Raw genomic sequence first — 18,351 nt, 5'->3', positions numbered from 1 at the left:
GATGCTTCACCCAGCGGACAAATTGCAACGCGCCGCCCGTGGCCCAATGCGCCTTCGGAGCGGCCGACCCGGCGCCCGCCCTTCAACGCTCTGCCCATGCACCTGCTTTCAGACGCGACGATATTCACCGAGGTCCGCTTCTGGGCGCTGGTGCTGTGCTCGCTGGTGCTGCCCGCCGCGATCTTCGTCACGCTGTTCGTGCGGCGCGAGTTCTCCAAGACCACCGTGCTGGCCTTCGGCCTGCTCCTGATCGCGCTGGCGGGCGCGGACATCTTCCTGCTGCGCGCACTGGCGCGGCTGGCACAGGCCACGCCCTCGCTGGCGGACGACCTCGTCTTCTCGTCGGAGCTGTCGATCGCGCTGTACATCTTTCCGGCGGCGTTCGGCACCATCGGGCTGAACATGGTGTCGCACGTGCTCATGCACTACCTGAAGCAGAAGGAAGCGCGCTTCGAGGCCCACCGGCAGGCACCGACGTCGGCACTGCCAGGGCGCCGAGGCTCGCGCGTGCTGCGCCACCGTCGCGCGGCACCGCGCGCGTCGCCCCGGCCGGCCTCGCGCACGGCGGCGGCGCGCCGTCCGCCCGCCGACCGCTGAGGGCGATACCCGGCGGGTTTCCTCCGGCACCCACGGGGAACCGTGGGGTTCGACGCCGGTTGCCGCCAGAATCGAAGGATGCCCGCCACCATCCTGTTGATCGACGACCACGCGATGTTTCGCGAAGGCCTGTTCCTCGCGCTGCGCGAAGCCGAGCCGACGATGACTGTCGCCACGGCCCGCAACGGCGCCGAAGCGCTCGAGGCGCTCGCCACCTTGCCCCGGCTCGACGCGGTGATGACCGACTACTACCTGCCCGACCTCGGCGGCGCGGCGTTGCTGGCCGAGCTGCACCGGCGGCGCGGCGGCTTGCGCATCCTGGTGCTGTCGGCCTCCGAAGACCCGCAGGACATCGACACCGCACTCGATGCCGGCGCGCAGGGCTTCGTGCACAAGTCGGCCGACAGCCAGCAGCTCATGGACGCGCTGCGCCGCGTCATGGCGGGCGAGCAGAACGTGGTGCAGGCCTCGCCGGCGGGCGGTGCCTCGCTGCCCGTGCTGTCGACGCCCACCGACGTGCTGAGCACGCTCACGGCGCGGCAGGCCGAGGTGCTGCAGCTGCTGTGCGAAGGGCTGCGCAACGCCGAGATCGCGCTGCGCCTGGCCACCAGCGAGAAGACGATCAAGGCGCACATCTCGGCGATCTTCGGCGCGCTCGGCGTGACCAGCCGCACGCAGGCCGTGATCGCGGCGCGGCGCGCGGGGATGCTCGGTCGCCCGCGCTAGGGCCAACGCATCAGCGCGGCTGCTGCTGCGTCGTGCAGTGGATGCCGCCGCCACCGGCAGCAATGGCGTCGATGTCGAGCTGCACCACCTCGCGCTTGGGGAACAGCTCGCGCAGCAGCGCGCGGGCGTTGCCGTCGGCGCGCGCATCACCGAACTGCGGCGCAATGACGGCGCCATTGCAGACATAGAAGTTGATGTAGCCCGCCCCGAACTCGTCCGACTCGAAGGTGCTGCGCACCGATTCCGGGCCGCGCAGCACTTCCACGCGCAGGCGCTGGCCGCGTGCATCGGTGGCCTGGCGCAGGATCTCCAGGTGGCGCCGGGTCACGGCGTGGTCGTAGGAATCGGGGTCGTCGTCCAGGCCCGCGACCACCACGCCCGGCGCGGCAAAGCGCGCATAGAAATCGGTGTGACCGTCGGTGATGTCGCGGCCCGCGATGCCGGGCAGCCAGATGATCTTGCGCAGGCCCAGCAGGCGCTTGAGCTCGGCTTCGCAGGCCTCCTTGCGCAGGCCGGGGTTGCGGTTGGGGTTGAGCACGCAGCTCTCGGTGATGATCGCCGTGCCCGCGCCGTCGACCTCGATGCCGCCGCCTTCGAGCACGAGCCGCGTGCGCAGGCGCTGCACCTCGGCGGCGTCGGTCACGTACTCGGCCACTTCGGCGTCGCGCGCATGCGACTGCTTGTTGCCCCAGCCGTTGAAGTTGAAATCGACACCGGCCCATTCGCCCGCGCCGTTGCGCACGAACACGGGGCCGGTGTCGCGCATCCAGAGGTCGTCCACCGGCTGCACCTCGAGCGTCACGCGGTTGCCGCACAGGCGCGCGGCCAGGTCGTGCTCCTGCTCGCGCACCAGCAGGTGCACGGGCTCGAAGGCGGCGATGGTGCGGGCGATCTGCGCCAGGTGCTCGCGCGCCGGCTTCAGCAGGCGCCGCCCCCAGACGCGTTCGCTGGGGCCGAAGGACATCCAGGTGGCGCGGTGCGCGTCGCCCTCGTCGGGCATGTGCCAGGTGTCGGGCGCCGCGGCGGTGGCCGTGGCGACCAGGCCCAACGAGGCCAGGGGCGCCAGGCCCATGCCGTGCAGCAGGCGGCGGCGGGTCAGGGGAAGGTGCATGTCGGTCTCCGGAATCAGGGGAGGGGGCGCGGCATCACGCCGGTTCCTGTTGCGTCGTGCAGTGGATGCCGCCGCCGCCCGCGGCGATGGCGTCGATGTCCAGCTGCACGATCTGGTGGCTGGGCAGGTGCGCGGCCAGCGCCGCGCGGGCTGCGCTGTCGGCCACGGCGTCGCCGAATTCGGGCAGGAACACCGCCTTGTCGGTGAGGAAGAAGTTGACATAGCCGGCCGCGAACTCCTTGCGCGCAAAGGTGGGGCGCACCTGGCTCGGCGTTTTCAGCGTGACGATCTGCAGGGGGCGCCCGCGCGCGTCGGTGGCGCCGGTCAGCAGCTCGAGGTGGCGGTGTGTCACGGCGTGGTCGTACGATTTCGGGTCGGTGTCCAGCGCCGCCACGACCACGCCGGGCTTGAGAAAGCGCGCATAGAAATCGGTGTGGCCGTCGGTGATGTCGCGCCCCGCGATGCCCGGCAGCCAGATGATCTTGTCCAGCCCCAGCATGCGCTTGAGCTCGGCCTCCGCGTCGGCCTTGCTGACGCCCGGGTTGCGGTTCTTGTTGAGCACGCAGCTCTCCGTGATGATCGCCGTGCCCTGGCCATCGACCTCGATGCCGCCGCCTTCCATCACGAGGCTGCTGCGCAGCAGCGGCACGCCCGTGAGTTCGGCCATGCGCGCGGCCACCGTGGCGTCGCGCGCATGGGCCTGCTGGTTACCCCAGCCGTTGAAGTTGAAGTTCACGGCGGCGCGCTCGCCACGGGCGTTGCGCACGAAGACGCAGCCGGTGTCGCGCATCCAGAGGTCGTCGATGGCGTGTTCGATCAGGTGCACGTTGGAGCCGCACAGTTGGCGGGCCGTGGAAGCATCCGCGGGGTTCACCAGCATCTTGACCGGTTCGTAGACGCTGATGGCATTGGCGATGCGCGCCAACGCCTGGAACACCGGCTGGCGCATCTCGGCCGTCCAGATGGATTCGCGCGCCGCGAAAGCCATCCACACGGCGCGGTGGGCGTCGCCCTCATCGGGCATGCGCCAGCCGGACGCGGGTGCCGGGGCCGGGGCAGGCGAAGGGGTCGGCATGGGCACGGGGAAGGGCGGCAGCATGCCGCTGCCGCTCCCACCACCGCCGCCGCCACAGGCGGTCACGAGTCCACCGAAAAGGCCCAGGCCGCCCAGGCCCAGGAGAGTGCGTCGCGTTGTCATTGGAATCAGGGTTATTACTAAGTTCTAGGAAGCCCCGGATTCTGTCGACGCCTATCTATCTACACAATTGATGTCTTTTAAAGGGATTGATCGATCTGGCTCATATCGCCAGCGTCTTCCTGCGCAAACCGCCGCAGGCTGTCGAACACCTCCCGCACCAGCGGCAGGCGTGAGGGGCCTTCGGCGCACGCGATCCAGAGGGTGCCCAGCGGCAGGCTCGGGCTGTCCGGCAGCTGCCGCAATTGCCCCGTGCGCAAGGCGTCGTCGGCCAGCAGCCGCGACACCAGCGCGATGCCCCGGCCGCGCAAGGCCGCGTCGAGCACCAGGCGCGGGTCGTCGTAGATCGCGGCCTTGCGCAGGCCGCCGAAATGCGCGCGGATGAAGGGGCCGATGCGGTCGCTCGTGAGGTCCTCTTCGAGGCACAGCAAGCCGAGATTGGCATCTTCGTTCTTAGCGGGCGGCCCGACGGCCACGAGTTCGTCGGTGAGCAGCGGCACCTCGAACACACCCTCTTGCCGCAGCGGCGCGCGGGTGATGGCGATATCCACGTCGAGCTCGTCGATGAAGCGCGCGCTCTCGTCGACCGAGATGATCGGGCACAGGTCCGGGTGCGCCTGCAGCAGCCGGTCCACCCGCGGCTGCAGCCAGCCGCTGGCCACCGGCGCGGGACACACCAGCGTGACGAGCCGGTCGTCCATGTAGGTCTCGATGCGGGCCAACCCGTTGCGGATGTGCTCGAGCGACTTGCCCACGCTGTCCAGCAGCAGGCTGCCCGCCACCGTCAGCTCCACGCCGCGCCCCTTGCGCCGGAACAGCGGCTGGCCGACCTGCTGCTCCAGCTGAGAGATCTGGTGGCTCACGGCGGACTGCGAGACGAACAGCTCTTCCGCCGCGCGCGAGTAGTTGCCCAGGCGCGCCGCCGCCTCGAAGCCGATGAGGAACTTGAAAGAGGGCAGCCGGGTGTTGGACATATGAATAGGGTCGATGAATTCGGCCAAGAAATGTCGCTTTTTCATCGAAGGAATTCAAGTCAGAGTGGGCGTCCCTGCAATTTCTTCTGAAGGACCCTTTGATTTCCAACGATTTCGACGCTCGCCGCGCCGGCCTGCGCATGCCCGCCGAATGGGAGCCGATGGCCGCCACCTGGCTGGGCTGGCCGGTGCTCGACCACCGCGAAGCCCTGTGGGGCGCGCACTACGACGCGGTCTGCCGCGCGTTCGGTCTGCTGGCGCGCACCATCGCGCGCTACCAGCGCTGCGTCGTGGCCGCGCACGCACCGCTGGCCGACGCGGCCCGCGCGGTCTGCGGCCCGCAGGTGCGCGTGGTGCCCATCGCGGCCGAGGACAACTGGCTGCGCGACTGCGGCCCGATCTTCCTCGTCGACGAGCAGCAGGTGAACCAGACCGCGGTGGGCTTCCGCTTCAACGCCTGGGGCGAGAAGTACCACCCGCATGACGGCTGCCAGCGCGCCGCCGCGGACATCGCCGCGCTGGCCGGCGTGCCGTTGGTGCGTTCGGACATGGTGCTCGAAGGCGGCGCCTTCTACGTGGACGGGCAGGGCACGCTGCTCACCACCGAGAGCTGCCTGCTGCACCCCAACCGCAACCCGGGCCTGCGCAAGACGGAGATCGAGGCCGAGCTGCGGCGCATGCTCGGTGTGCACAAGATCGTCTGGCTGCCGGGCCATGCGGCCGAGGTGGAGACCGACGGCCACATCGACGGCATCGCGTCGTTCATGGCGCCGGCCCGCATTCTTTTCAATGCGGCAGACCCCGACCAGGGCGACTACTTTCGCGCGATGCAGGAGAACCGCCGCGCGCTCGAGCTGGCGACCGATGCGTGCGGCCGTCGCTTCGAGATCCTGGACCTGCCCGTGCCGCGCGACGTGCACAGCTACGGGAGCGCGCGCTTTTGCGACCTCTATTCGAACTACATCCTCGTCAACGGCGCGGTGATCTCGACCGCCTTCGGCGTGCCGCGCGATGCGCAGGCGCGCGAGGTGTTCGCGCGTGCGTTCCCGGGCCGCCGCGTCGAACTGCTGCCCATCGATGCGATCTCGCTGGGCGGTGGCGCCGTGCACTGCTCCACGCAGCAGCAGCCGATGCTGGGGAATCGCCTGGCCGCGCGCGGCTTCTAGGGCGCGATCAGCTGCGACACCGTCGCTTGCAGCTGCGCCGGGTCCACCGGCTTGTGCAGCATCTGCCAGCCGCGCGCCGCCACGTCGCTCAGGCGGCGCGGATCGGTGTCGCCGCTCACGATCAGCGCGGGAATGGCGTCGTCGTTGTATTCCTCGTGCAGGCGGTCGACCACGTCGATGCCGGTCTCGCCCGCGCGCAGGCGGTAGTCGCTGACGATGAGCGCCGGCTTGCCGGGCTGGCGCGCGGCGAGCGCCAGCAGTTCGTCGCCGCCTTCGGCCGCGATCACCCGCAGGCCCCAGCTTTCGAGCAGCAGCTGCAGGCCCAGGCGGCTTTCGCCGTCGTCCTCGGCCACGAGCACGAGGCGGCCGGTGTCGGCCGGCAGCGGCGCGGGCGGTGCCTCGGGCGCGGGCAGCGCCTGGCGCGCCAGCGGCACCGTCACCGAGAACACCGTGCCCCGGCCGACGCGCGAGCGCAGCACCAGCGGATGGCCCAGCAGCGCGGCCGTGCGCCGCACGATGGCCAGGCCCAGGCCCAGCCCCTTGGTGCGGTCGCGCTCGGGGTTGCCGAGCTGATGGAACTCCCAGAACACCTGCTCCTGCTCGGTGGGCGGAATGCCGGGGCCGGTGTCCCACACCTCGATGCGCAGTGCGTCGGCGCCCGCGCGGCGGCAGCCGATGAGCACGCCGCCGCGCGCCGTGTAGCGGATCGCGTTCTCCACCAGGTTGCGCAGCACGCGGTCGAGCAGCGCGGGGTCGGAGTGCACCACGGCATCGCCCGCGCGCAAGCGCAGCGACAGCGCCTTGCCCGCCGCCTGCGGCGCGAACTCCAGCTGGATCTGGTCGAGCAGGCGCGCCAGCGCAAACGGCCGCGCCTTCACGCGCACCACGCCCGCGTCGAGCCGCGAGATGTTGAGCAGGCCTTCGAACAGCAGCCCCATCGCCGCGGCGGCGCGGCCGATGCTGTCGACCACGTGCCGGCTCGCCGCCGGCAGCGCCTGCCCGCGCAGCACGCCCACGAACAGGCTCAGCGCATGCACCGGCTGGCGCAGGTCGTGGCTGGCGGCGGCAAGGAAGCGCGACTTGGCGAGGTCGCTGCGCTCGGCCGCGTCTTTCTCCAGGCGCAACTGGCGCAGCAGGTAGAGGTTTTCGAAACGCAGCTCGAGCGAATCGACCTGCGTGCGGTACATGCGCTGCGCGAAGGCCAGCGTGACGAACAGGTAGAGCACGCCGGCCGCCGACATCACGCGCAGCAGCACGTCGTCGAGCGTGGCCATCGCGAGGATCGCGGGCGCGAAGTACGTCACCTGGAAACCGTAGAGCAGCCCCAGGTCGATGCAGTAGGCGTAGATCGCGCCCGTGCCCATGGTGAGCATCGCCACCACGATGAACATCTGCTGCGGCAGCGACACCTGCAGCATCCACCCCGCCAGCGGCAGCCCCCACAACAACCCGCCGAGCACCGCGCCGACCATCGCGCCGCGCCGCCAGCGCCGCAGCGCGCCCGCATCGTGCTCGGCATGCCGGTAGCGCGTCACCTGCCACGCGCGCGCCGCCGTCAGCACCGCGTTGACGCCCACCCAGGCCAGCAGCTGCTCGTGCGCAACCGCGCCCCACAGTGCCACCACCACCAGCCCCGCCGTGAGCATCACGCCGAGCAGCGAGAACGGAAAGTTGCGTCGCAAGGCAGCCATGCGCGCGGCAAAGACGGGGTCGGCGGGCGTCGTGGGTGGGGTGGCGCTCATCGGTGTGTGGCGGGTGGGGGAGGTGGGATCGCCGAAGGTGGCGATCCCAAGGTAACGCGTGGCGTGGGGGGCGTCATGGGACTTTAGTCCAATGCGCGCGTTCGCCCGGGGTGCCGCAGGCGCATGGCATCATCGTGCGCCGCTTCCCACCACCCACCCATGTCCGCCGATTCCTTCGTCCGCCGCGTTCGCAGCCAGCTCGACCAGCTGTCCGCGACCGAACGCCAGCTTGCCGATTTCGTCCTGGAGTTTCCCGGCGAGCTGGCCAGCTATGCGGGCAACGAACTGGCGGAGCTGGCGGGCGTGTCGCCCTCCACGGTGAGCCGCTTCATCCGGCGCATCGGCTACGAGAACTACGAAGAGGCGCGGCGCCAGGTGCGCGAAGAAAAGCAGACCGGCTCGCCGCTGTTCCAGAACGCCACCGAAGCCTCGAAGCGCGGCCACCTCGTGGCCACGCACTTCCAGCAGTCGCAGGCCAACCTCGCGAGCACCTTCGAGCGCCTGAGCGACAAGCAGATGGCCGAGATCGTGAAGGCGATCATCGGCGCGGGGCAGGTGCTGATCTTCGGCACGCGCAGCAGCCACGCGTTCGCGCTGTACCTGCGCTGGCAGATCATCCAGGTGGTGCCGCGCGTCACGGCGATTCCGGGCCCCGGCGAGACGCTGGCCGAGCACCTGGCGGGGCTGGGCGAGCGCGACTGCGTGATCGTGTTCGGCACGCGCCGGCAGACCCGCCAGCTCGACACGCTGCTGGCGGGCGCGCAGCGCGTCGGCGCCAAGATCGTCTACATCAGCGACCGCGCCTCGCCCGATTTCGCGGGCGCGACGTGGTCGCTGCAATGCGACTGCCGCGGCCCGGGGCTGCTCGACAACCACGCGGCCGTGATGGGCGTGTGCGACCTGATCGCCACGATGGTGATCGAGGCCGCGGGCTCGGCCGGGCGCAAGCGGCTGGCGGCGATCGAGCTGGGGCACGAGGAAAACGGCGAGCTCTGAGGGGCGCCTTCGCGCGCCTGCGTGCGCTACTTCGGCTCGAGGATGGGGAGCCCGCCCTGCTTGTCCGCGATCGAGGTGCTTGCGCCCGAGGCAAGCAGCGCGTCCCAGAGCGCGCGTTTCGTTTCCCAGGGCGCGACGGACATGGGGCCGAGGCTTGCCGAACTCACCAGATGCAGCGGCGTCTTCCCATCAGCGTCCGCTGCGTTCGGGTTGGTCCCCGCGGTCAGCAGCGCCCGCACCGCGGTCGGATCGGACGAGAGAACCGCCTCATGCAGCGCCGTTCGGCTGTGGCTGCCCGGGGCATCGAGTCCCAGGCGGTGCGACATCAGGAACCGCAGGTCCTCCGCCGACACCTCCGGCCTGCCACGCCGGGCAGCGCACACGACCCACTCTTGCTGGGCTGCGGGTGGCAGGTCGGCGAGCATCTGCGAAATCCGGATGCGCTGCATGGTGGCCCGGTCGATGAGGGGCCTCCATTCAAAAGGGGCACCGCACCACAAGGCGCGCGCGAAATCGCGCGACGCGGGCGTGCGGACATCGACGCGCGGCAGTGCCGCAGCCAGCGAGGCCTGCGCATAGGGTGTACCGAGGGCCGCGGCCATGAGTGCAGGCGACAGTACGTCGGGCACCGCGTCCGGTGAGGCCAGGGCTTGCAGTTGCCTGAGCAGGCCGTCGTCCTGCCGGTAGATGGCGAGCAACTGGTACTTCTGCAGGAACCGCGCGCGCAAGGCGGCGTCCTTGATGAGCGGCAGGAATTGCAGCGGCGTCATCGCATCCCATGCGTCCTGCGCCTGCGTGTCTCGCGGCGCGGCGCGCGAAGCGCTGCCCAGCCAGGTGTCGAGCAGGCGAAAGCCGCGGGTACCCGGGGTCCGGTCGTAGACGCCGCGGTACTCGACCTCCGCGCGGCGGTGCAGTGCCGCAGCCTCTCCCGTGAGCGGTCGGGTGGCCCCTTTGGCTTCCGTATAGATCAGCCGGGGCGCAACCCCGAGCTGGATCATGTGGAAGCGCGCCGCCGTCGCGCGGCGCTCGCTCAGCGCGACCGGAGCGGGTTCCGAGGCTTCTGCATGGCCCACCACGATCATGACCTCGATCTGGCCCCGTTGATCGGCCTGTTCCGCCAACTGCAGGAGCTTCGCCTGGCTGGCGGGCGTGATCGTGGTGCTGCCCGGCTCGAACAGGGCATCGGTCCCCCCGATGATCGTGTTGCTCCAGGCCAGGGCCTGACTGCCACCCATGCAGGCGACGGCAACGAGGGTGCACTTCAATGCGGACAGGAGGGTGGGATTTTTCATCAGGGCGCAGCCTACCGGGCGCTTGTGTCACCCGAAGGCAACTGCGCCTTCAACAACTGCGCCATCTCCTTCTTGCGCGCCGGCGGCAGCCGCGGCGTGATCGCGCCGAAGCTGATCGCCGCCAGCGTCGTGGCCGACGCCGCGAAAGTGCGCCCCACGCCCGACACCCCTTCGGTGAGCGTGTCCACGATGTCGGCATGGCCCGCCGCACGCGTGCGCTTCACGGCCTGCTTCATGCGCTCGCGCGTAAAGCCGGCCTGCGCGTACTCGGCGGTGTGGCGCTCGAGGATGCGGTCGATCTCGGCGTCGGACAGCGCGGCCATCAGCGCCAGCCCGCCCGCGCCCAGGCCCAGCAGGCGGCGCCCGCCGACGTCGGTGGTGAACACCTTCACCGGAAAGTGCCCCTCTTCGCGGTGCAGGCACACGCAGTAGTCGCCCTGGCGGATCACGAGGAACACGGTGTCGCCCGACATGCGCGCGAGCTTTTGCATGAGGGCGCGGCACGAGTCCACCAGCGGCACGCGGCGCATCGAGGCAAAGCCCAGCTGCATGGCGTCGATGCCCAGGCGGTAGGCCTTGCCGTCGGGGTCGCGCTCGGCGAACTGCTCCTCGGCCAGGCACGACAGCAGGCGGTGCACGGTGGAGCGCTCCAGCCCCGAGGCGGCGATCACTTCGGTGAGCTTGATGCCTTCCTCGTGGTGCTCGGCCAGCAGGCGCAGCAGCTGCAGGGCGCGCCGCAGGCTCTGGGCGCCGGCGGTCTCTCTGGGTTCGTCCATATAGTGGGAAAAATTGGAATTAGTGTTTGGGATGCAGGAATTTCGAAGTCTAAACTGCCCCCGCCCCAGACACCGACCCGGAGACACACGATGGCCTACGACACCCTCGAAATCGAACACCACGGCGCCGTGCGCCGCATCCTGCTGGCCCGCGATGCCCAGCGCAACGCCCAGAGCCAGCAGATGCTGGACGAGCTCATGGCCGCCTTCGACGACGCCGCGCGCGACGACACGGTGAACGCCGTGGTGCTCGGCGGCAAGGGCGCGCACTTCTCGGCCGGCCATGACCTCAAGCAGGCGCAGGCCGAGCGCGCGAACTTCACCGTGGAAGAGCGCTGGGCCTACGAAGAGCTGCGCTACTTCGACTACTCGATGCGCATCTGGGACTTTCCCAAGCCCACCATCGCGCAGGTGCAGGGCGCCTGCGTGGCGGGCGGCTTCATGATCGCCAACATGTGCGACCTGGTGGTCGCGGGCGAGTCGGCCTTCTTCAGCGACCCCGTGGGCCACACGCTGGGCGCGGCGGCCACCGAGGTGCTGATCCACCCCTGGGTGATGGGCGCGCGCAAGGCCAAGGAAATGCTCTACACCGGCGGCAAGCTGTCGGCGCAGGAGGCGCATGCGATCGGCATGGTCAACCGCGTCGTGCCCGATGCGGAACTGGCCGACGCCGCACTGGCGCTGGCGCAGCAGATCGCCAAGGCGCCGCCGTTCGGGCTGCGCCTGATCAAGCGCTCGATCAACCGCACGCTCGACGCGCAGGGCCTGCGCACCGCGCTGGCCGCGCACTTCGACACGCACCAGCTCTCGCACCTGAGCGAGGGCTTTCTCACGGCCCGCGACCGCGGCCTGGCTTCGGCCATCCAGAAGAACCCCGCCTCCGCCTGAATCAAGATGACCTTGCACCGTCTCGAACCCCTGCTGAACCCGGCCTCCATCGCCGTGGTCGGCGCCAGCGGCAATGCCGCGCGCATCGGCGGCATGCCGCTCGCGCACCTCACCAAATTCGGCTACCGCGGCGCGATCTACCCGATCAACCCGAAGTACGAAGAAGTCTTCGGCCTGCGCTGCTGGCCTGACCTCGAAGCGCTGCCCGCCGCGCCCGACCTGGTGGTGCTGGCGCTGGCCGCGGCCGAGGTCACGCCGATGCTCAAGCGCTGCCAGGCGCGCGGCGTGCGCGCCGTCATCGTGTATGCCGCGGGCTTTGCCGAAGCTGGTGATGCAGGCGCCGCGCTGCAGGCCGAGCTGGAGGCCTTCGTGGCCACCACCGACATGGTGGTCGCGGGCCCGAACGCCATGGGCTTTGCCAACCTCAACACGCAGGCCCACACCAACTTCGCCTCGGTGTTCAACACCGCGCCGATGCAGCAGGGCCCGGGCCGCGTGAGCCTGCTCACGCAAAGCGGCAACGTTTGCGCCGCGGTGTACGCCATTGCGCGGCGGCTGGGCGTGGATTTCTGCCACTTCATCAACACCGGCAACGAAGCCTGCGTGGACTTCGCGCAGTACCTGGAGTACCTGGCGCAGGACGACGCCACCGAAGTGGGCATCGGCTACATCGAAGAGCTGCGCGACGGCCCGCGCTTCATGGAGGCCGCGGCCGAGTTCGTGCGGCGCGACAAGCTGCTCATCCTCTACAAGGCCGGCGAGACCGAGAAGGGCTCCGAGGCCGTGCGCTCGCACACCTCGGCGCTGGCGGGCGACCAGCAGATCTACCAGGCGGCGTTTCGCCAGCTCAACATCATCCAGAGCCACGACTTCGCGCAGATGGCGCAGCTCGCGCACCTGGCGGGCTACCGGCATCGCAGCGCCGGCAAGCGCGTGGCGATCATCACGATCTCGGGCGCGCTGGGCGCGATCCTGGCCGACAAGTTCATCGGCCAGGGGCTCGACGTGCCCACGCTGCCGCAGCCGCTGCAAGACCAGTTGCGCGCCGGCATTCCCGACTACGGCATGGTCTCCAACCCGGTCGACGTGACGGGCAACGTGGTGAACGACCCCGGCTTCGTGCGCACCGCGATGGAAGCGCTGGCCGTGTCCGACGCCATCGACGCCATCGTGGTCTACGCGCCGGGCTACATGCTCGACCGCATGGCCGACGACCTGTGCGCCGTGGCCGAGAAGCATCCGCGCCTGATCGTCGCCATCGACACTGGCGCGGCGAAGACGCGCGATCAGTTGCGCGCGGGCGGCGTGCCCGTGTTCGAGGACATCGGCGTGGCCGTGTCGGCGCTGTCGCCCTTCCTGCTGTGGCAGGAGCGGCGCAAGCACAACCCCTGGCTGCAGGTGCGCAGCCAGCCTGCGCCCGCGCGCGCCGCGCTGGCAGGCCGGGCCGACGAGCACACCACCAAGCGCTACCTCGCCGAGTTCGGCGTGCAGCCGGTCGACGAGGCCGTGGCGCGCACCGCCGACGAAGCCGCGGCCGTGGCCGGGCGGCTGGGCTTTCCGGTTGTGCTGAAGGTGCTCAGTGCCGACATCGCGCACAAAACCGAGGCCGGTGGCGTGCGCCTGCGGCTGGGCAATGCGCAGGAGGTGCGCAAGGCCTTCGACGAGGTGATGGCCTCGGCGCGCGCCTACGCGCCCACGGCGCAGATCGACGGCGCGCTGCTGCAGAAGATGGAAGCAGGGCAGGCCGAACTCATCCTCGGCGCCACGCGCGACCCGGTGTTCGGCATGACGCTGACCGTGGGCCTGGGCGGCGTGCTCACCGAGCTGTACAAGGACGTGAGCCACCGCGTGCTGCCGGTCGACGAAGCCATGGCGCGCGACATGCTGGGCGAGCTCAAGGCCTTTCCGCTGCTCACGGGCTACCGCGGCCGGCCGCTGGGCGACGTCGAGGCCGCGTGCCGCGCCATCGCCGGGTTTTCACGCGCCGTGCTGGCGCTGCAGGAACAGGCAGACGAGGTCGAGGTCAACCCGCTGCTCGTGAAGGAACAGGGCCAGGGCGTGCGCGCGCTCGACGCGCTGGTCCTGGCTTCGTAAGACACAACCACAACCATCGACAGAGACAGGAGACATCCCATGTTCAAGAAAGCACTGGCCTGCGTGGCCCTGGTCGCCGCCGCTCTGGCGGGCGGCACTGCCGCGGCACAGACCTACCCGACCAAGCCCGTCACGCTCGTCGTGCCGTTCTCGCCCGGCGGCGCGGCCGACATCATGTCGCGCCTGCTCGCCGAGCGGCTGCACAAGCGCCTGGGCCAGCCCGTGCTGGTGGAGAACAAGCCCGGCGCCGGCACCATGATCGCGTCGGAGTACGTCGCCAAGGCCGTGCCCGACGGCCACACGCTGCTGCTCGCGGCCTCGTCGCTGGGCATCGCGCCCAGCCTGTACAGCAAGGTCAACTACGACCCGGTGAAAGACTTCGCGCCGGTCTCGCAGGTGGCCTCGGTGGTGCACGTGCTGGTGGTGCATCCGAGCATCCCGGCGAAGAACGTGGGCGAGCTGGTGAGCTGGCTCAAGGCCAACCCCAACAAGGCCAACTACGGCTCGGTGGGCGCGGGCACGTCCACGCACCTGGAGGCCGAACTCTTCAACAGCGTGGCCGGCGTGAAGATGCAGCACATCCCCTACAAGGGCAGCGCGCCCGCGCTCACCGACATGATCGGCGGCCAGCTGCAGGTGATGTTCGACGCGTACGCGTCCTCGGGCCCCTTCATCAAGGACGGCAAGGTGCGCCTCTTGGCCGTGACCACGGCGCAGCGCTCGCAGTCGCTGCCCGACACGCCCACCGTCGCCGAGTCGGGCCTGCCCGGCTACGAAGCCATGCCGTGGCTGGGCGTGGTTGCGCCTGCGAAGACGCCCGTAGCGGTCGTGAACAAGCTGCACGACGAGCTGCAGGAAGTGCTCAAGGAACCCGAGGTGAAAGACAAGTTCCGCAGCCTGGGCCTGGACATCATCGGCAACAAGCCCGAGGAGTTCGCCGCCTTCCTGCGCAAGGACATCGTCAAGTGGGCGAAGGTCATCAAGGACTCTGGCGCAAAGGCCGACTGACCTGCGCGATCCATCAGCAAGAACGAGAAAGCAGACAAGCATGCAAGTGGGTTACTCGGCGGAAGATGAAGCCTTCCGCCTCACGTTGCGCGACTGGTTCGAGACGCACTATCCGCGCTTCGTCGCGGCCTGGCCTGGGGGCACCCCCGACGCCAACGAGCTGACCTGGCGCCGCGCCTGGGAAGACCACGTGTGCCAGGCTGGCTGGTCGGGCCTGGGCTGGCCCGAGGCCCACGGCGGCAAGGCCTGGCCGCTCACGCGGCAGGCCATCTTCCACGAGGAGCAGGCCCGCATCGGTGCGCCGCTGGGCGTGAACATCATCGGCCACGGCATCCTGGCGCCCACGCTGATCCACTTCGCGAGCGAGGCGCAGAAGGCCCGCTACCTGCCCGGCATCCTGAGCAACCGCGAGATCTGGTGCCAGGGCTATTCCGAGCCTGGCGCGGGCTCCGACCTTGCGGCGCTGTCCACGCGCGCCGAGCGGCGCGGCGACCACTACGTGCTCAACGGCCACAAGGTGTGGACCTCGTTCGCACACATTGCCGACCACTGCTTCGTGCTCGCACGCACCGACGCAGCAGCCGCGCGGCACAAGGGCATCAGCTTCCTGCTGGTGGACATGAAGAGCCCCGGCGTGCGCGTGGAACCCATCCGCCAGATCACGGGCGAGTCGGACTTCAACGAGGTCTTCTTCGAGGACGTGAAGGTGCCGCTCGACGCGCTGGTGGGCGAAGAGAACGGCGGCTGGCGGCTGGCCATGGCCGCCGCGAGCTTCGAGCGCGGCACCTACTTCATTCCGCGCCAGGTGCGCTTCACGCAGGAGCTGGGCGCGCTCACACGGCTGGCGGCCAGCGTGCAAAGGGGCGGACGCCCGGCACTCGACTGCCCGCACCTGCGGCGCGACCTTGCGCGGCTGGCGGTCGACAGCCACGTGCTCAAGCTCAAGTCGTACCGCGCGCTCACGCACGCGATGCGCGGCGGCCCGCCGGGGCCCGAGGGCTCGTCGACCAAGCTGCACTGGAGCGAGTCGCACCAGAAGCTGCTCGCCACCGCCATGGAAGTGCTGGGCGAGCGCGCGCTGGCCGGCCCCGAGCCCGCGGGCGCCGACCCGCAGGCCGCGGCCTGGGTGCGCGACTTCCTGTGGACGCGCGCCGAAACCATCCTGGCGGGCACCTCCGAAGTGCAGCGCAACATCCTGGCCGAGCAGATGCTGGGCCTGCCCAAGAACTGATTGACGACGACACGACGACCGCCATGGATTTCGCATTGAACGACGAGCAGCAGATGCTGCACGCGTCGGCCCACCGTTTCTTCGCCGACCACCACCCGCTCGTGCGCGCACGGCGCGCCTTGCCCTGGACCGATGCCACGCAGCAGTCGCTGTGGGTCGACATGGCCGGCATGGGCTGGATGGCGCTGCTGGTGCCCGAGGTGCACGACGGCCTGGGGCTCGGCATGAGCGAGGCCTGCATCGTGGCCGAGGCCGCAGGCCAGCAGTTGCTGAACCTGCCGCTGGCCGGCAGCGCCGTGCTGTTGCCGCTGTGGCTGCAGGCGTGTGGTGAGGCACCGCCCAATGCGTTGCGCGAGGGGGTGCGTGCGGCGATGGCGGGTGAGCGTGCCTTCCATTGCATCGCGGAGGGTGATGGCTGGATCGACCACGCGGGGCAGGCGTCGGACCTCGTGGTGGTGCAGGGCTGGCACGACGACACCGTGCCGCTGCGCGTCGCGCTGCAGCCGATGCCCGAGGGCGCGGCATCCGATGCGCTCGATCCCACGTTGCGACAGGCGCCGGCTCCCGCGCCGTCACTCGCGTGGGAGACGCTGCCCATCGCCCCCGAATCACGTGCCCGCGTGCGCGCCGCGCACCGCGTCGCGCTGTCGGCGGAACTCGTCGGCGTCGCGCAGGCCGCACTCGACCTCGCCAGCGCCTACGCCCGCGAGCGCGTGCAGTTCGGCAAGCCCATCGGCAGCTACCAGGCCATCAAGCACCAGCTCGCCAACGCGTGGATGGGCGTGGATAACGCGCGCCTGGCCGTGCGCTACGCCGCTGCCGCGCTCGACGGCGGCCTGCCCGACTGGCGCTTTGCCTGCGCCGCGGCCGAGTTCACGGCCATCGAAGGCGCGCAGCAGGCCACGCGCACGGCCATCCAGGTGCATGGCGGCATGGGCTTCACCTGGGAGCACGACGCGCACCTGTACCTCAAGCGCGCGCAGCACCTGGCGACGCGCCTGGGCGGTGCCTCGTGCGCGCTGGACCAGGTCGAAGCGCTGGCCCTGGCCTGAGCGGCTTCAGGCTTGTGCCGCAGGAGCGTCTGCGCGCAGGCCATCGATGAGAAGGGACAGGCTCGCCCGGAACTCGGTCTCCGCATCGCTGGCCGTCGCGGCGGTGGCGATCTCGATCAGGTGCGGGAACCGGTCCGGCGGCAGCGCCTGGAAGCGCGCGATGGTGTCGTCGGGCGATTCGTCGGCCTGCAGCGTGAGCGGCCCGGCAAGCTCCGCCTGCGCGGCGCCCATGATGAGCGCCGACACCGCACGGAAACCCACGAGCAGGCGGGCGCCGCTGCGGCCGCTCTGGGCCAGCGTGCGCAGCAGGGCTTCGGTCACTTCGAACACCGCGGGCGAGCGGCTGCGCTTCGTGAGGATCAGCGGAATCACATGGGGATGGTCGCGGATCACGCGCCACAGCGCGACCGCGATGTCCTCCAGCGCTTCGTGCCAGGGCAGGCGGTCGTCGGTCTCCCAGCGCACCTTGCCCAGCACCGCCTCGACCACCAGCATCTCCAGCTCTTCGCGTTGCGACACGTAGTTGTAGAGCGTCATGGCGCCGGTTTCCAGCCGGCTCGCGAGCGCGCGCATGGTCAGGCCGGAGAGGCCGTCCGCATCGACCAGCGCCAGCGCGGCCTGCTGGAGCTGTTCACGGGTGAATTTGGCGGGACGTCCCACGCTTGACTCCGTTCTCGAAGGGGTTGTAAAGTAATAAACGTACAGTGTACTTAAAAATCGGAATACGCTTTCCAGCCACCCGGCCCGGCGTCTTCGCAACCCTCTTGAAGGATCATCGATGAAGTTCTCGCCCGGCGATGTGGTGCCCGCCACGGCCCTGGAAACGATCCACGGAAAGCCCTTGCAGCTGCCGGACGCCGGTTCGCGCTGGGTCCACCTGCAGTTTCGCCGCTTCGCGGGCTGCCCGGTCTGCAACTTCCATCTGCTGACCTTTGCCCGCAGGCAGGGCGAGCTGGCGGCGGCGGGTATCCGCGAGGTCGTGCTCTTTCACTCGTCCGCGCAGGAGATGCGCAAGTACCAGGCGCAGCTGCCGTTCGACTGCGTGGCCGATCCCGCCAAGGCGCACTACCGGCGCTTCGGCGTGGAAACCTCGCGGCTGGCGTTCCTGCATCCGCGCGTCTTCTGGAGCGGCCTGCGCTGGGTGCTCGCGACGGGCCGCTTCTACAGGAAGGCGGAAAACGGCATCACGGGTTTGCCGGCCGACGTGCTCATCGACGCGCGGGGCACCGTGGTCGCCGTCAAGTACGGCGGGCACGCGGACGATCATTGGGAGGTCGACGAGCTGCTGGCGCTGGCCGGCGCCGCGAGCTCCTAGACAGAGGCGCACGCCCGCGGTGCGCAAGCGCACGCTGCAGGTGCGCTCGGGCGTCACTTTCCAGCCCAACCCCGGAGAACCCGTCTTCCAGGCCTGAAAACCACCCGGCATGAAGCTTGCAAACGCTCGCAACTGAATGAAATTTGAATTTCAACTATTTTAAGTAGGTGAAATCCATATGCCATTCA

17 protein-coding genes are annotated in these 18,351 nt (G+C 69.8%); 10 read left to right on the top strand and 7 right to left on the bottom strand.

The features are described from left to right. Positions 1 to 96 precede the first annotated feature (96 nt). A complete protein-coding gene (locus tag AC57B8_RS29280; protein WP_496481531.1) occupies positions 97 to 597 on the top strand; it encodes a hypothetical protein in 501 nt (166 codons plus the stop codon). A gap of 78 nt (positions 598 to 675) precedes the next feature. Then, entirely contained in the window at positions 676 to 1,323 is a 648-nt protein-coding gene (locus tag AC57B8_RS29275) for a response regulator transcription factor (RefSeq protein ID WP_139703137.1), read from the top strand. A 10-nt stretch (positions 1,324 to 1,333) separates the two neighbouring features. Here AC57B8_RS29275 and AC57B8_RS29270 read toward each other — a convergent pair whose 3' ends face one another. The 3 genes from AC57B8_RS29270 to AC57B8_RS29260 form a co-directional block, all read right to left on the bottom strand. Further along, positions 1,334 to 2,434: an agmatine deiminase family protein gene (locus AC57B8_RS29270; RefSeq protein ID WP_496481530.1), complete on the bottom strand. Its 1,101-nt coding sequence runs from the start codon at positions 2,432 to 2,434 to the stop codon at positions 1,334 to 1,336. Positions 2,435 to 2,468: 34 nt separating this feature from the next. Continuing rightward, positions 2,469 to 3,632, bottom strand: coding sequence for an agmatine deiminase family protein (locus AC57B8_RS29265; protein WP_369632251.1), 1,164 nt, complete (start codon positions 3,630 to 3,632; stop codon positions 2,469 to 2,471). A gap of 77 nt (positions 3,633 to 3,709) precedes the next feature. Next, on the bottom strand, positions 3,710 to 4,603 hold the full coding sequence (locus AC57B8_RS29260; RefSeq protein WP_496481529.1) for a LysR family transcriptional regulator: 894 nt from the start codon (positions 4,601 to 4,603) through the stop codon (positions 3,710 to 3,712). Positions 4,604 to 4,701: 98 nt separating this feature from the next. On the opposite strand from AC57B8_RS29260, the gene AC57B8_RS29255 reads away from it, so the two are divergent. Further along, on the top strand, positions 4,702 to 5,769 hold the full coding sequence (locus tag AC57B8_RS29255) for an agmatine deiminase family protein (protein ID WP_496481528.1): 1,068 nt from the start codon (positions 4,702 to 4,704) through the stop codon (positions 5,767 to 5,769). Here AC57B8_RS29255 and AC57B8_RS29250 read toward each other — a convergent pair. Further along, on the bottom strand, positions 5,766 to 7,511 hold the full coding sequence (locus AC57B8_RS29250) for an ATP-binding response regulator (protein ID WP_496481527.1): 1,746 nt from the start codon (positions 7,509 to 7,511) through the stop codon (positions 5,766 to 5,768). The two genes, AC57B8_RS29255 and AC57B8_RS29250, sit on opposite strands and share 4 nt — an antisense overlap. A 159-nt stretch (positions 7,512 to 7,670) precedes the next feature. Between AC57B8_RS29250 and AC57B8_RS29245 the strand changes: the two genes are divergently transcribed. Next, positions 7,671 to 8,507 (top strand): MurR/RpiR family transcriptional regulator, encoded by an 837-nt coding sequence (locus tag AC57B8_RS29245; RefSeq protein WP_062480494.1) that lies wholly within the window; start codon positions 7,671 to 7,673, stop codon positions 8,505 to 8,507. A gap of 26 nt (positions 8,508 to 8,533) precedes the next feature. On the opposite strand, the gene AC57B8_RS29240 is transcribed toward AC57B8_RS29245, so the two are convergent. Together AC57B8_RS29240 and AC57B8_RS29235 are read right to left on the bottom strand one after the other, a co-directional pair. After that, positions 8,534 to 9,799, bottom strand: a complete 1,266-nt coding sequence (locus AC57B8_RS29240) for an OmpA family protein (RefSeq protein WP_496481526.1) — start codon at positions 9,797 to 9,799, stop codon at positions 8,534 to 8,536. Positions 9,800 to 9,810: 11 nt separating this feature from the next. Continuing rightward, on the bottom strand, positions 9,811 to 10,575 hold the full coding sequence (locus AC57B8_RS29235) for an IclR family transcriptional regulator (protein WP_496481525.1): 765 nt from the start codon (positions 10,573 to 10,575) through the stop codon (positions 9,811 to 9,813). Between the two features lie 90 nt (positions 10,576 to 10,665). Here AC57B8_RS29235 and AC57B8_RS29230 point away from each other — a divergent pair, with 90 nt between their 5' ends. Genes AC57B8_RS29230 through AC57B8_RS29210 form a run of 5 tightly spaced genes read left to right on the top strand, consistent with a single transcriptional unit; the run spans position 10,666 to position 16,848 of the window. After that, positions 10,666 to 11,463, top strand: a complete 798-nt coding sequence (locus AC57B8_RS29230; RefSeq protein WP_070059491.1) for an enoyl-CoA hydratase — start codon at positions 10,666 to 10,668, stop codon at positions 11,461 to 11,463. Between the two features lie 6 nt (positions 11,464 to 11,469). Continuing rightward, positions 11,470 to 13,557 carry an acetate--CoA ligase family protein gene (locus tag AC57B8_RS29225; RefSeq protein WP_496481524.1) on the top strand — a complete coding sequence of 696 codons (2,088 nt, stop codon included), beginning with the start codon at positions 11,470 to 11,472 and terminating at the stop codon, positions 13,555 to 13,557. 39 nt (positions 13,558 to 13,596) lie between these two features. Further along, complete coding sequence (locus AC57B8_RS29220) at positions 13,597 to 14,565, top strand: tripartite tricarboxylate transporter substrate binding protein (RefSeq protein WP_496481523.1); 969 nt, start codon at positions 13,597 to 13,599, stop codon at positions 14,563 to 14,565. A 40-nt stretch (positions 14,566 to 14,605) separates the two neighbouring features. After that, positions 14,606 to 15,796: an acyl-CoA dehydrogenase family protein gene (locus tag AC57B8_RS29215; protein WP_496481522.1), complete on the top strand. Its 1,191-nt coding sequence runs from the start codon at positions 14,606 to 14,608 to the stop codon at positions 15,794 to 15,796. A gap of 23 nt (positions 15,797 to 15,819) precedes the next feature. Next, positions 15,820 to 16,848, top strand: coding sequence for an acyl-CoA dehydrogenase family protein (locus AC57B8_RS29210; RefSeq protein ID WP_496481521.1), 1,029 nt, complete (start codon positions 15,820 to 15,822; stop codon positions 16,846 to 16,848). A gap of 6 nt (positions 16,849 to 16,854) precedes the next feature. Here AC57B8_RS29210 and AC57B8_RS29205 read toward each other — a convergent pair whose 3' ends face one another. Then, positions 16,855 to 17,508: a TetR/AcrR family transcriptional regulator gene (locus AC57B8_RS29205; protein ID WP_496481520.1), complete on the bottom strand. Its 654-nt coding sequence runs from the start codon at positions 17,506 to 17,508 to the stop codon at positions 16,855 to 16,857. Between the two features lie 118 nt (positions 17,509 to 17,626). Here AC57B8_RS29205 and AC57B8_RS29200 point away from each other — a divergent pair, with 118 nt between their 5' ends. Continuing rightward, complete coding sequence (locus AC57B8_RS29200) at positions 17,627 to 18,163, top strand: peroxiredoxin-like family protein (RefSeq protein ID WP_062480509.1); 537 nt, start codon at positions 17,627 to 17,629, stop codon at positions 18,161 to 18,163. Positions 18,164 to 18,351: the final 188 nt, after the last annotated feature.

It is taken from the genome of Variovorax sp. BGA-UO-ETr-C22 (genome assembly GCF_059567965.1).
The sequence above is the reverse complement of the archived record's forward strand: the minus strand, read 5'-3'. Positions and strand labels throughout refer to the sequence as shown.